12 protein-coding genes are annotated in these 13,142 nt (G+C 74.2%); 6 read left to right on the top strand and 6 right to left on the bottom strand.

Going from position 1 to position 13,142, the window contains the following annotated elements:
* Nucleotide 1: 1 nt before the first annotated feature.
* On the bottom strand, nt 2-679 hold the full coding sequence (locus tag ABTZ03_RS18695; RefSeq protein WP_350514084.1) for a response regulator transcription factor: 678 nt from the start codon (nt 677-679) through the stop codon (nt 2-4).
* A 144-nt stretch (nt 680-823) separates the two neighbouring features.
* On the opposite strand from ABTZ03_RS18695, the gene ABTZ03_RS18690 reads away from it, so the two are divergent.
* Entirely contained in the window at nt 824-1,426 is a 603-nt protein-coding gene (locus ABTZ03_RS18690) for a hypothetical protein (RefSeq protein ID WP_350514083.1), read from the top strand.
* A gap of 1 nt (nt 1,427) precedes the next feature.
* Complete coding sequence (locus ABTZ03_RS18685) at nt 1,428-2,255, top strand: COG4705 family protein (RefSeq protein ID WP_350514082.1); 828 nt, start codon at nt 1,428-1,430, stop codon at nt 2,253-2,255.
* A gap of 109 nt (nt 2,256-2,364) precedes the next feature.
* On the opposite strand, the gene paaK is transcribed toward ABTZ03_RS18685, so the two are convergent.
* A complete protein-coding gene (paaK, locus tag ABTZ03_RS18680) occupies nt 2,365-3,702 on the bottom strand; it encodes a phenylacetate--CoA ligase PaaK (RefSeq protein WP_350514081.1) in 1,338 nt (445 codons plus the stop codon).
* A 277-nt stretch (nt 3,703-3,979) separates the two neighbouring features.
* Here paaK and ABTZ03_RS18675 point away from each other — a divergent pair, with 277 nt between their 5' ends.
* From ABTZ03_RS18675 to ABTZ03_RS18665, 3 genes are all read left to right on the top strand, one after another.
* Nucleotides 3,980-5,524 (top strand): hypothetical protein, encoded by a 1,545-nt coding sequence (locus tag ABTZ03_RS18675; protein ID WP_350514080.1) that lies wholly within the window; start codon nt 3,980-3,982, stop codon nt 5,522-5,524.
* A 102-nt stretch (nt 5,525-5,626) separates the two neighbouring features.
* On the top strand, nt 5,627-5,908 hold the full coding sequence (locus tag ABTZ03_RS18670; RefSeq protein ID WP_350514079.1) for a hypothetical protein: 282 nt from the start codon (nt 5,627-5,629) through the stop codon (nt 5,906-5,908).
* A 247-nt stretch (nt 5,909-6,155) separates the two neighbouring features.
* Nucleotides 6,156-7,319 (top strand): ROK family transcriptional regulator, encoded by a 1,164-nt coding sequence (locus tag ABTZ03_RS18665; protein ID WP_350514078.1) that lies wholly within the window; start codon nt 6,156-6,158, stop codon nt 7,317-7,319.
* A 3-nt stretch (nt 7,320-7,322) separates the two neighbouring features.
* Here the strand turns inward: ABTZ03_RS18665 and ABTZ03_RS18660 are convergent, their stop codons facing one another.
* Together ABTZ03_RS18660 and ABTZ03_RS18655 are read right to left on the bottom strand one after the other, a co-directional pair.
* A complete protein-coding gene (locus ABTZ03_RS18660) occupies nt 7,323-7,751 on the bottom strand; it encodes a hypothetical protein (protein ID WP_350514077.1) in 429 nt (142 codons plus the stop codon).
* A gap of 122 nt (nt 7,752-7,873) precedes the next feature.
* A complete protein-coding gene (locus tag ABTZ03_RS18655) occupies nt 7,874-8,647 on the bottom strand; it encodes a GntR family transcriptional regulator (RefSeq protein WP_350514076.1) in 774 nt (257 codons plus the stop codon).
* Between the two features lie 309 nt (nt 8,648-8,956).
* Here ABTZ03_RS18655 and ABTZ03_RS18650 point away from each other — a divergent pair, with 309 nt between their 5' ends.
* Nucleotides 8,957-9,763: an exodeoxyribonuclease III gene (locus tag ABTZ03_RS18650; RefSeq protein ID WP_350514075.1), complete on the top strand. Its 807-nt coding sequence runs from the start codon at nt 8,957-8,959 to the stop codon at nt 9,761-9,763.
* 92 nt (nt 9,764-9,855) lie between these two features.
* On the opposite strand, the gene ABTZ03_RS18645 is transcribed toward ABTZ03_RS18650, so the two are convergent.
* Nucleotides 9,856-11,142 (bottom strand): MDR family MFS transporter, encoded by a 1,287-nt coding sequence (locus ABTZ03_RS18645; protein WP_350514074.1) that lies wholly within the window; start codon nt 11,140-11,142, stop codon nt 9,856-9,858.
* Nucleotides 11,143-11,252: 110 nt separating this feature from the next.
* Complete coding sequence (locus ABTZ03_RS18640; protein WP_350514073.1) at nt 11,253-12,953, bottom strand: ABC transporter substrate-binding protein; 1,701 nt, start codon at nt 12,951-12,953, stop codon at nt 11,253-11,255.
* Between the last annotated feature and the right edge of the window lie 189 nt (nt 12,954-13,142).

Below are 13,142 nucleotides of genomic sequence, written 5' to 3'. Positions count from 1 at the left end.
CTCAGCCGCCGGCCGGGTCGAGCCGGTAGCCGGCGCCGCGCATGGTCTGCAGGGCGGCCCGGCCGAAGGGCGCGTCGATCTTGCGCCGCAGGGCGTGCACGTGCACCTCGACGATGCTCGGGTCGGCGTCGTGGTCGGCGTCCCAGACGTGGTCGAGGATCTCGCGCTTGGAGACCACCGTGCCGGCCCGGGCGGCCAGGTGCTCCAGGATCGCGAACTCGCGGGCGGTCAGGTGGGTGGGGGTGCCGGCCCGGGTGCAGGTGCGGGCGTTGGCGTCCAGGACCAGGTCGCCGAGGGTGTGCAGCCGGGGGCGCTGCTGGTCGATCCGGCGGTGCAGGGCGCGCAGCCGGGCGAGCAGCACCACGAAGGAGAAGGGTTTGGCGAGGTAGTCGTCGGCGCCGGTGTCCAGCGCCTCGGCCTCGTCCCACTCGCCGTCCTTGGCGGTGAGCATCAGGATGCCGGCCCGGCAGCCGCCGGCCCGCAGCCGGGCGCAGACCCGGTAGCCGTTGAGGCCGGGCAGCATGATGTCCAGGACGATCACGTCGTAGGGGTGGCGCTCGGCGAGGGCGAGGCCCTCGGGGCCGTTGTGGGCGGTGTCGACGGTGTGGCCGTCGGCCTCCAGTCCGCGCCGCAGCGCGGTGGCCATCCGCTGTTCGTCCTCCACGACGAGTATGTGCATCCGTTCAGGGTGCCAGGTGCGTCCGGGAACGTCCGAGCGGGCTTAAGCGGGGGTTCAGGTACGGTCCGCCATGATCACCGGGCGCGGCCCGGGCGGAACCGGGCCGGGAGCCGATCGCAGCCCCCGAGGCAAGGAGCACGCCCGATGACCGATCCGCTGTCGTCCCCCGTCCCGCCCGCCGGGGAGGAGCCGGAGATTCCCGACGTGCCGCCGCTCGAACCCCGGCGCCGCCGCGTCCAGCGGCTGCGTGCCTGGACGGGCGGGCGGGAGCGGCGGGTGACCGCCGGGCTGGTGACGGTGGCGCTGCTGGGCGCGGGCGGGCTGGCGGTCGCGGTGGCGGCGCACGAGGGATACGGGGAGCGCGGGCACCGCGAGGCGGCCGCCCTGGCCGGGGACGGCGCCGGGTACGGGGCCGGGCACGGCCATCGGCAGGGGCACGGGCGCGGACACGGGAACGGGCCCGGGGACGGCGGGGCGCCCGCCGCGCTGCCCGCGGTCGCGGCCTCCGCCGCGCTGGAGAAGGCCCAGGCGGCCGTGCCCGGCGGCCGGGTCGACTCGCTGCGCCGGGTGGGCGAGCAGGGCGGCGGCACGGCCTGGGCGGTGACCGTGGTCGGCCCGGACGGCGTGCGCCACCTGGTGACGGTGGACGGCTCCGGCGGGCAGCTCACCTCGAACACCGTCGTCTCCGGCACATCCGACTCCGGCACGGCCGTCTCCGACACCGCCTTCGACGACTCGGAGGGCTGAGATGGCGCACTCGTCCGTACCGACGACGCCCCGCACCGCAGCTCCCGGTGACACCCTTCCCGGTGACACCCGGGCCACCACCGGCGCCAGCAAGGTCCCCGCCGTGGACGGCTGGTTCTGGGTGGTGAAGGTGCTCACCACCGGCATGGGCGAGACCCTCTCGGACTTCCTCGCCCACACCGTTGGCCCGGTCCCCGCGGTGGCCGCGGCCGGGCTGCTGCTGGCCGTGGTGCTGCTGGTGCAGCTGCGGACCGGCCGCTGCCGGCCCGGGCTGTACTGGGCGGTGGTGGTGCTGGTCAGCGTGTTCGGCACGATGGTGGCCGATGTGGCGCACGTCGCGCTCGGCGTCCCGTACGCGCTGTCGGCGGGCTCGCTGGCGGTGGCGCTGGCGGCGCTGTTCGTGCTCTGGCACCGGGTGGAGGGCTCGCTGGCGATCGACCGGGTGACCGGGCTGCGCCGGGAGCTGTTCTACTGGGCGGCCGTGCTGCTGACCTTCGCGCTGGGCACCGCGCTCGGCGACCTGACGGCGGCCACCCTCCAGCTCGGCTACCTGGTCGCGGGCCTGGGCTTCGCGGTGCTGATCGCGATCCCGGCGGTGGCCGCCGGGGCCCGCTGGGTGGGCCCGGTGGCGGGCTTCTGGTGGGCGTACGTGCTGACCCGCCCGCTGGGCGCCTCGTTCGCGGACTGGCTGGGCGTCGGGGCCGACCGCGGCGGTCTGGCGCTGGGCACCGGCCCGGTCAGCCTGGGCCTGGCCGTGCTGATGGCGCTGGCGCTGGCGCTGTCCGCACGGGCCGACCGCCGGTCGGCGGCTGGACTCTCCGCCCACTGACCGTCTACATTTCTGTAGACGTCGGAGGTGCACGGCATCACCCCCCGGACAGCCGTACGCCTCCGACCTCGTCGTTCCGGCGGGCCGGCGACCCGCTCAGCCGGCCCGCTCAGCGGGGCCGCTCGTCGACCACCCGCTTGATCTTCCCGACCGAGCGCTCCAGCGTGTACGGGTCCACCACCTCGACCGCGACCGTCACGCCCACCCCGTCCTTGACCGCCCGGACGACCGCCTCCCGGGCCGCCTCGCGCAGGTCGGCGGGCGCCTCCGGCCGGGCCTCCACCCGTACGGTCAGGTGGTCCAGCCGCCCCTGCCGGGTCAGCCTCAGCTGGAAGTGCGGGGCCACCCCCGGGGTGCGCAGCAGGATCTCCTCGATCTGGGTCGGGAACAGGTTCACCCCACGCAGGATGATCATGTCGTCGCTGCGCCCGGTGACCTTCTCCATCCGCCGGAAGGCCGGCCGCGCGGTGCCGGGCAGCAGTCGGCTGAGGTCGCGGGTGCGGTAACGGATGACCGGCAGCGCCTCCTTGGTGAGCGAGGTGAAGACCAGCTCGCCGCTCTCCCCCTCGGGCAGCACCTCGTCGGTGAAGGGGTCCACCACCTCCGGGTAGAAGTGGTCCTCCCAGATGTGCAGCCCGTCCTTGGTCTCCACGCACTCCTGGGCGATGCCGGGGCCGACCACCTCGGAGAGGCCGTAGATGTCGACGGCGTGCAGGTCGAGCCGTTCCTCGATCTCCCGCCGCATCTCCTCCGTCCAGGGCTCGGCGCCGAAGATGCCGATCCGCAGCGAGCTGGCGCGCGGGTCCAGGCCCTGCTTCTCGAACTCGTCCAGCAGGGTGAGCAGGTAGGACGGGGTGACCATGATGACCTCCGGCCGGAAGTCCTGGATCAGCTGCACCTGGCGGGCGGTCATGCCGCCGGAGGCCGGGATGACCGTGCAGCCGGCCCGCTCGGCGCCGTAGTGGGCGCCCAGGCCGCCGGTGAACAGTCCGTAGCCGTACGCGATGTGCACCTTGTGGCCGGGCCGGCCGCCGGCCGCGCGGATCGAGCGGGCGACCACGTCGGCCCACATGGAGAGGTCGTTCTCGGTGTAGCCGACCACGGTCGGGCGCCCGGTGGTGCCGCTGGAGGCGTGGATCCGGCGGACCCGCTCCATCGGGACGGCGAACATGCCGAAGGGGTAGCCCTCGCGCAGGTCGGCCTTGGTGGTGAAGGGGAAGCGGGCGAGGTCGTCCAGCGTCCGGCAGTCCTCGGGGCGCACCCCGGCGGCGTCGAACTTGCGGCGGTAGAGCTCGACGTGGTCGTAGGCGTGCCGCAGGGTGGCCCGGAGCCGGTCGAGCTGGTGGGCCCGCAGTTCGTCGACGCCCATCCGCTCGCCGGCGTCCAGCAGGGCGGGCGGAATGGGCTCCCCCAGGCGTCGGTCCGGGTGGGGTGCGCTGCCGGTCATCGTCGCTCCTCCGCTGGTCGGCCGGGGCCGAAGGGCCTACCGATCGTTCGGTCAGGCCAAGCCCAGGCCAAGTAATCCAGCACCCGAACCACCTGTCAAGGGATGCCGCAACGGTTCCGGAATGTGAACTTCCGACGCGTTCGTGGCGGGGCCGTGCCCACCGCTTGGCTGTCCGATATGAAAATCATTACGGAAGTTTGACTCTGCGGCGGCCTCCACCGGCCCGGACGCATGGTTCAGTAGTGCGGCTTCTCCCCTGCACCCCGGAGTGATCACCTTGGCCTCGACCCCTGCGCTGGTCAGCGCGCTGCGTGAGCTCGGCGACCGGCCCGCCGTCGTCGCCGACGGACGCGCGATCAGCGGCATCGGCCTGCTGCTCGGCGTCTCCCCGCCGGGCGGCCTGCCCCGGGCCCTCGCCGAACGCGTCGCCGAACACGCCGCCCTGCCGCCCTCCACCGCCCGCGCCGCCGAGGAACGGCTGCGGCACTGGGCCGGCGTCCTCGGCCCACCGCCGATCCGGCACACCGTGCTGCACCCGGCCACCGACCTCGCCGTCGAACTCGCCCTGGCCACCCTGCTGGCCGGCGGCACCGTGCACTGCGCCGACCCCGAACTGCGGCCCGAGGACCAGCTCAGCGCCCTCGCCGCCAACGGCACCACCCACCTCAGCCTGCCCTCCGCCCTGCTCTGGCGGCTCAGCCGGCAGCCCGGCCTGACCGACCACGACCTCGGCGACCTGCGGCTCGTCCTGCACGTCGGGCCCGAACCCCGCCAGGACGACGTCTACGCCGCCGTCGACGCGCTCGGCGCCGTGCTCGCCCACGTCCGCGCCCCCGACAGCCAGGCCGAGGCCGCCGACCGCCGGCTGCGCGCCGACACCGAGGCCGCCACCGCCGCCGCCTGGAAGCACAGCATCGGCCTCACCGCCGAACAGATCACCGGCTTCGGCGCCCACCTCGACCGGGCCGTACTCACCGCCCTGCTGCACGCCCTCCAGCAGGCCGGGGTGCTCACCGACCCCCAGCACGGCTGCTCCGAGGCCGAGCTCCTCGCCACCGCCCAGGTCACCCCCGCCCAGCGCCCCCGGGTCGGCCGCTGGCTCGACGCGCTCGCCCGGCACGGCCTGGTCACCCGCCGGGACGGCGGCGCCCAGGGCCCGGTCTACTCCGGTGCGCCCGAACTGAGCTCCGCCGAGGTCCGGGACGCCTGGCGGCCCGCCACCGAGGCCTGGGCCGACGGCCTCGGCACCGGCGCCGTCCTCGACCGGGTCCGCCGCGGCGCGCTGCGCCTGCCCAGGCTGCTCAGCGGCGAGGAGGCGCCCCGCGCGGCCGCCGCCCCGGTCCGCTGGACCGCCGCCCGCGGCTACCTCGGCACCGCCCTCGGCGCCCTGGTCCGCGCCACCGGCGAGGCCCACCGCGGGCCGCAGCCGCTGCGGGTGCTCGAACTCGACCGCGACGGCGCCGAGACGGCGATCACCCGGGCCCTCGCCGCCCGGCCCCGGCAGAACGTCGACCACCACCTCGCCCCGGACGGCGGGCGCTACGACGTGGTGGTCGCCACCGCCGTCGGCAGCCCGGCGGAGGAGGTCCCGGCACTGGTCGGCCTGCTCGCCCCCGGCGGGCGCCTGCTGCTGCTCGCGCCCGTCACCGAACAGCTCGACCTGCTGATCACCGGCGACCCCCGGGGTCTCACCGCCCACCCGGCCGACGACTGGCGGGCCGCCCTCACCGCCGCGGGCTGCCCGACCGTGCTCACCCTGCCGGAGGACGGGCACCCGATGGGGCTGCTGGGGCAGGGGCTGTTCGTGGCGCGGGTGGACTGAGCCCGGGTGGACTGAACGCGGGTGGACTGAGGACCGGCCGGGCCGAACCCGGCCGGGCCGAGGGGCGGGTGCGTCGGCCGGGTCGCGGCTACCATCGGGCGCATGGCCGCTCCCGCCTCCTCGCGCTCGATCCGCTCCCGGGCCTCGCTCGGTTCCGTCGCCTCCCTCGGGTCCATCGGCTCCCTGCTGTCCATCGGCTCGATCGGATCCGTGCTGTCGATCGGATCGGTCGGCAGCGTGCTGTCCATCGGCTCGGCCGGCTCGGTGGTCAGCGCCTTCTCGGCGTGCTCCTGGCTCAGCGTCGGCTCGCTGCTGTCGGTGCGCTCGCGCTGGTCCCTCCGGGGCCGGCGCCCGGAGCGGGGGCCGTCCGTGGCCGACCGGTGAAGCCGGGTCACGTACCACCACCCGATCCGTACCATTTCGATACCGAAGCCCGGGTGAGCTGCGGGAATCCTCGCCGCGCGGGGCGGTCCCCGGGTAGGCTCCGGACAGTCCTCCGGGCCCTCGTACGGGCGGCGGCGCGCCGCCCGTGCCGTGTCTCCGGGGGCGGACCCCCGCGGGCCACTCGGTGGGCCCCGCGCACTCGACACCGCGCGCCAGTGCAGTCGCGCGAACGGCGAAGGGCATCGCTTTGGCGGATCGGCTCACCGGAGGAGACTCCTCGCTGCTGCGGCGGATCAACGCGGCGGTCACGCTTCGGGCGCTGCGGACCGGCCACTCGGTGACCCTCACTCAGCTCGTCGGCGAGACCGGGCTCTCCCGGCCGACCGTCGAGGGCGTGATCGAGGGCCTGGTCGAGACCGGGCTCGTGGCCGAGGTCGAACAGCCCCGGGAGGACGGCCAGCCGGGCACCGGCCGCCGCGGCCGCCCGGCCCGCTGGTTCCGCTTCCGGGCCGAGGCCGGACACATCCTCGGCATCGAGATCGGCGTGCACGACATCCGGGTCATCCTCGCCGACCTCACCGGCGAGGTGGTGGGCAGTCACTTCAAGCCCGTCGACGAGACCCTGGAGGCCGAGGACCGGCTCTCCGCCGTCCGCACCGCCGTCGCCGAGGTGCTGCGCAAGGCCGGCATCTCCCGGGACAACCTGTGGGCCGTCGGCATCGGCACCCCCGGCATCGTCGACCGCGAGGGCACCGTCCGGCTCGGCACCGCGATGCCCGGCTGGACCGGCCTCGACCTCGGCGCCCGGCTGCGCCGCTCCTTCCGCTGCCCGGTCCTGATCGAGAACGACGCCAACCTCGCCGCCATCGCCGAACACTGGCAGGGTTCCGCGGTCGGCGCCGACGACGTGGTCTTCGTGATGGCCGGCCTCAGCCCCGGCGCCGGCTCGCTCATCAACGGCCGGCTGCACCGCGGCTACGGCGGCGCGGCCGGCGAGATCGGCGCCCTGCACCTGCTCGGCCAGGAGGTCACCCCGGAGCGGCTGCTCTCCACCACCGGCAAGCCGCTCAACCCCCTGGACGAAGCCGCCGTCGCCCGCGTCCTGCGACTGGCCCGGGAGGGCGACGAGGTCGCCAAGGTCGCCATGGACCGCTTCCTCACCCGCCTCGTCCAGGGCGTCGCCGCCCTGGTCCTGGCCATCGACCCCCAGCTGGTGGTGATCGGCGGCTGGGCCGCCGGCCTGGACGGCGTCCTGGAGCCGCTGCGCGAACGCCTCGCCCAATTCACCCTGCGGGCACCGGAGGTGGCCCTCACGGCGCTGGGCTCGGAGGTCGTCTCGATGGGCGCCCTGCGGGTCGCCCTGGACCACGTCGAGGACCAGCTCTTCGCCGTCGACCCGCCCCGGGTGTGAGGGCTACGGGGCGGCGTACTCGGGGTCGGTCAGGTCGAGGGTGAGGGTGCTACCCCAGTCGTTGACGAAGTGCGCCGACGGCCATTCCACGGTGGCCCGCAGGAACGGGTTGCCGGTCGAGGTGGTCAGCAGCCACACCAGCTCACGGTCCGGGCCGAGTCGGGCGATGAAGCCGAGGTGCCCCAGGCCGCCGTCGCCGCACTGCAAGTAGCCTCGGCCATCCGGCAGTTCGGTCTCGCTGTTGAGGTCGAGATCAGGCTCTCCCGACGGTGGCTCGGCTGCCAGCTCCGCCACATCCACCGGGTCGCCCAGCTCCAGCCGGAGATGTTCCGGCCCGTCGAACTCCGCCTCCCGGGCCGTGCCGTCCGCCCGGAACAGGCAGTCGAACGCCAGCACCTCGCCCCTTGCCCACCACTCCAGCACCGGGTTCACCGGCCACCCCCTCCTGAGTCCGTCTCCCGCACGGTAACCAGCCATCGGGGTGGCGGTCAACGACACCGGCCCGGACGCCAGTTGGGCGTCCGGGCCGATGTCTGAGGGTGTCGGGAAGTGGTTCAGGAGGCGGTGCGGACCTCGGGGGTCGCACCGACCGGGGTGACCTCGACCAGGCCGGTCCCGCCGAAGGTCAGCTTGCAGGTGTCCGCCCGGTAGGTGGCGACGGCGAGCGCCACCAGGCGGCCGGCGGCGGCGTACTGGGTGGTCATGACCAGCACCGGGGTGCCCGGGGGGCGCTCCAGCAGCACGGCCTCGTCGGCCTCGGCGACGCCGAGCTCGACGGAGCGGGACTCGCCGTCGACGTCCAGGCGCTCCAGCTGGCGCAGCACCGAACGGGCGCGGTCGCTCTCGGCGCGGAAGCCGGGCAGGTGCGGCAGGGCGGCGGCCGGGACGTGCAGGGACTCCGAGGCCATCACCCGGCCCTCGACCAGGCGGACCCGGCGGACGGTGTGCACGGTGGCGCCCTCGGTGATGCCGAGGCCCTTGGCCAGCTGCGCGGAGGCGGGGGCGGAGGTGCAGTCCACCGTGCGCCAGGCCTGGCTGCGGCCGACGCCGGGCCAGCCCTCCTCCTGCCGGTTGACCGGGACGCCGACCCGCGGCGCGGCGATCAGGGTGCCGATGCCCCGGCGGCGGACCAGTCGGCCCTCCAGCTCCAGCTGGTCCAGGGCCTGCCGCAGCGTGGCCCGGGCGACCCCGAAGCGGGCGGAGAGCTCGCGCTCGTTCGGCAGGACCTGGCCGGTGGAGAACTCCGTGTCGATGGCCCGCAGCAACACCGTGCGCAGGTGCCAGTACTTCGGCTCCGGCACCGCCGAGAGCTGTCCTGTCGTCCCCACCGTGTCCTCCACCCTGCTGTTGTCCGCCCTACGACAAGGAGGGCGGATCCCCGGCCCGCTGCCCGCTGTTGCGGCAGGTGGGAGAGCGGGCCTTTATCCGTCCTTCTTTATTAAAGGTCCTTGCAGTAAGTGACCCTAGGTGCTCCGTCCGGAGATGGTCAAGACCAATGGCACGGCTTGACGGGGCCGTCGCGAACATTAATGCCACGTTCACGACAGCTCTTCCCGGGCCTCCCGGAGCAGCTCACGACAGCCCGGCACCGCGCGCCGGACTTCGGGGCGGGCCGGGCCAGTGGGTAGGCTGCCCGGGTGATCGTGGTGACGAGTGTGAACGTGAACGGAATCCGGGCGGCGGCCAGGAAGGGCTTCGTCGAATGGCTGGCCGGCACCGAGGCTGACGTGATCTGCCTCCAGGAGGTGCGCTCGGAGCCCGGGCAACTGCCCGTCGAGCTGCGCGACCTGGACGGCTGGCACGCGCTCTGGGCCCCGTCGGTCGCCAAGGGCCGGGCCGGCGTCGCGATCCTCTCCCGCCGGGAGCCGCAGCGCAGCGTCATCGGCTTCGGCTCGGAGGAGTTCGACGACACCGGCAGGTACGTCGAGATCGACCTGCCGGGGCTGACCGTCGCCAGCCTCTACCTCCCCTCCGGCGAGGTCGGCACCGAGCGCCAGGAGGAGAAGGAACGCTTCATGGCGGAGTTCCTGGTCCACCTCACCGCCCTGCGGGCCCGCGCCGCCGCCGGCGGCCGCGAGGTCGTGGTCTGCGGCGACTGGAACATCGCCCACCGGCCCGAGGACCTCAAGAACTGGAAGGCCAACCAGAAGTCCGCCGGCTTCCTCCCCGAGGAACGCGCCTGGCTCTCCCGCGTCTACGACGAGGCCGGCTACGTCGACGTCGTCCGCGCCCTCCACCCCGACCGCACCGGCCCATACTCCTGGTGGTCCTACCGCGGCCGCGCCTTCGACAACGACTCCGGGTGGAGGATCGATCTCCAGGTCGCGACCCCCGGCCTGGCCGCCAAGGCGGTCGAGGCCTACGTCGAGCGGGCCGAGACCCACGCCGAGCGCTGGTCCGACCACGCACCGGTGACGGCCGTGTTCGACATCGGCAACGACTGACCCACGAGCGCAACAGGGAACGGCGCTGTGCGGAGCCCTCGCTCCGCACAGCGCCGTTCCCGCTTCATCGTCCGGGTTTCCGGCGGACGGGGTCAGTCCACCGCGGCCGGAGTCGGGGTGGTGGTCGGGGCCGGGTCGGCGGTGGTGATGCGGCGGGCGACGGCCGGGCCGAGGAGGAGTTGGGCGACGGCGGCGAGCAGGCCGATGGCGGCGCAGGTGAGCCAGAGCGCGGCGGAGCCGTGGTCGAGCAGCCAGGCGCCGACGACCGGGGCGGGCAGGCCGCCGAGGGACCAGGCGAAGCCGTAGGCGCCGCTGTAGCGGCCGCGCAGGTGGGGCGGTGCGAGGGCGACGGCGGTGGCCGCGCTGGCGCCGGTGAAGGCGATCTCGCCGAGCGACCAGAGCACGGTGGTGAGGCTGTAGCCGAAGACCGAGGAGGCCAGGGCGTTGAGGCCGAAGCCCAGGCCGACCAGCACCATGCCGACGGTCAGCACCCGGTTGGGGTTGGCCCGGCTCAACCGTCCGACGGCCAGCGGCTGGACGACGCTGATCACCACGCCGTTGACCGCCATCGCCGTACCGAAGGCGGCGGGTGACAGGCCGTCGGCCCGCATCGCCAGCGGGAGAGTGGACATGGTCTGCATGTAGACGAAGGCGTAGCCGCCGGTGATCAGGATGAAGGCGCACATCACCCGGTCGCGCAGCACCGCGCCGAAGCCGGAGCCGGCGGTGGAGCCGTCCGGCCCGGTCGGGGCCGGGGCGGGCGGGGCGGCGCGGTCGTCGACGGCGAACCAGACCAGCAGCCCGAAGGCGGCGCAGGTGGCCGAGTTGACCCAGAACAGCGTGCTGAAGCCAAGGGCGACCAGCGCCCCGCCGATCAGCACGCCGGCCGTGTAGCCGAGGTTGACCGCCCAGAACAGCAGGCCGTACGCGCGGGTGCGGTCCCGTTCCGGGATGAGGTCGGCGACCAGTGCGGTGGAGGCGGGGCGGTAGACGTCGATCGCCAGGCCGAGCAGGAACAGTTCGACGGCGAAGGCGTACAGGCTGCTGCTGAGGGCGATCGTGACCATCAGGGCCGCGCTGGTGAGCATCCCGCCGAGCAGGGTCGCGCGCCGGCCGAAGCGGTCGGCCAGCCAGCCCGCGATGAGCTGGGAGAACAGCATGCCGACCGCGAAGACGGTCAGCAGGGTGCCGGCCACGGCGGTGGAGAAGCCGCGGCCGCTCGTCAGGTACAGCGCGAAGAAGGGCTGCACCATGGTGCCGATGCGGTTGACCAGGGTGCCGACCCACAGGGCCCAGAAGGCTCTCGGCATCCCGCTCAGGCCGGCCTTCAGCCGGGGCGCAGCGGATGTCGGGATCCAGGTCAACAGCCGTGTCAGCACCTGGTCATCCTCCTCAGTTCACGAACGACGGGCAACCCCGGGGCCGCGGGCGGCGGACCGCCCCGCGGGCCCCGGAGTGGAATCTGACGATGCGTCAGTGATCGGGCGCGTCAGGACTTGACGTGCACCCGGGTCAGGTTGGGGAAGGAGTACAGCGAGCTGATGAACAGGCCGCCGACCTGCGGGCCGACCAGGGAGAACTGGCGCTTGTAGAAGACCGGGATCAGCGGCGCGTGCTCGGTCATGATCTCTCGGTCCAGCTCGGCGTAGCCCTGGGCCGCGGCGGACCGGTCGGTCTCCTTGCCCAGTGCGGCGAGGCGCCGGCTGATCTCCGGGTCGTCGAAGTAGGAGAGGTTCATGTTGCCCGTCTCGGCGAGCCGGTCGCCGCGGAAGAGCACGTCCATCACGCCGGCCGGGTCCGGGAAGTCCGGGCCCCACACGCCCCAGATCAGGTCGACATCGGTGTCCCGGCGGCCGACCGTGCTGTAGTAGGCGGCCCGGTCGACCGGGACGAGTTCGATCTCGAAGCCGGCCCGCTCCAGCCCGGTCTTGACCACCGGCGCGAGCTTGCGCAGCGGGGCGATGTCCTGGAAGGCGTACCGCAGCTTCGGCACCTCCTTGCCGGCCAGCAGCTGCTTGGCCTTCTCCGGGTCGCCGTTCGGGCCGGTCGGGTAGGCGTCGTACGGGCGGTAGCCGGGCAGCAGCGGGGCCAGGATGGTGGTCGCGGGCTCGGCCGCGGCCGGGCCGCCGGCCGCCTCGACGTAGGAGTCCCGGTCGAAGGCGTAGATCAGCGCCCGGCGCACGTCGGGGTCGGGGACCCGCTGGGTGTTGATGTAGACGTACATCGCGTAGGCGGTCGGGCCGTCGAGCACCCGCTCCAGCTTCCGCGGGTCGACCTGGATGGCGAGGATGTCCGCCGGGGCCACGTCGGTGGTCGCGATCGAGGTGGCGTCGGCCTCGGTGGGCTCGGCCAGGCGCTCGGTCTGGGCGGTGCGGTCGACGCCGAACTCCCAGCGGACCTCGTCGACGTACTGCCGGCGGATCGGGTCGCTCGCGGGCGACCAGTGCGGGTTGCGCTCCAGCAGGATGTACTCGCCGGGCTGCTCCTCCTTGCGCCGGTAGGGGCCGGTGGACAGCCAGGTCGTCTCGTACTCCGCGCCGGGGGCCCGGTCGGCGGGCACCGGCGTGGTGGTGGTGGTCGCCGCGAAGAACGGGAAGTCGGGGTACGGCTCGCTGAGCCGGAAGACGATGGTGCGGGCGTCGGGGGTGGTCACCCCGGGGGCGGGCCGGCCGTCCTGGCCCGGGCCCCGGTAGGTGCGCTCGGGGTCGAGTGCGCGCTGGATGAACTGCGGCCCGTAGTCGCCGAGTTCGGAGAAGGAGCGGGCGACCGCGTGGGCGACGTCGGCCGAGCTGATCGGGGTGCCGTCCTCGAAGGCCAGGCCGTCGCGCAGGGTGTAGGTCCAGGTCAGACCGCCGTCGAGGGTGCGGCCCGCGTCGGTCGCCAGGTCGCCGACCAGGGTGAGCACACCGTTGTCCGGGTCCTCCACGTAGCCGGTCAGGGCGCGGTGGAAGAACGCCGTCGCCACGGCGAGGGTGGTGCCGATGTAGGTCTGCGCCGGGTCCATGTGCTCGGGCGGGGCGTCCGCGAGCAGGGTGACGGACCCGCCGCGCCGGGCGCCGGGCACCTCGGAGGCGGGTGCGGTCGCGGCGCCCTGGTGGTCGATCACGAGGCGCTGGCCCACCGGGAGGGAGGTGCGCTCGGCGTCCAACGCCGGTCCGCGCAGTTCCGGGGAGTCACCCTGGTTGGTCACGGTCGATCGGTCCTTCGTTCTGGTCGGCGTGCTGCCGACGGTGAGATGGGGTGAACGGGGTGGGGAAGGAGCTCCGGGGCCGGCCGGCCGGGAGGGCGGCCGGCGGATCCCGGTGCGCCCTCCTCGGCGGGTGCCCCGGCCGGTGGCGTCGGGACGCGGCTCGGTCCCGGGCCGTGGTGTCGGGCCGTG

The sequence above is a fragment of the Kitasatospora sp. NPDC096077 genome (assembly GCF_040303245.1).
In the GTDB taxonomy this organism is placed as follows: Bacteria; Actinomycetota; Actinomycetes; order Streptomycetales; family Streptomycetaceae; genus Kitasatospora.
This window is presented reverse-complemented; position numbering and strand designations above follow the sequence as displayed.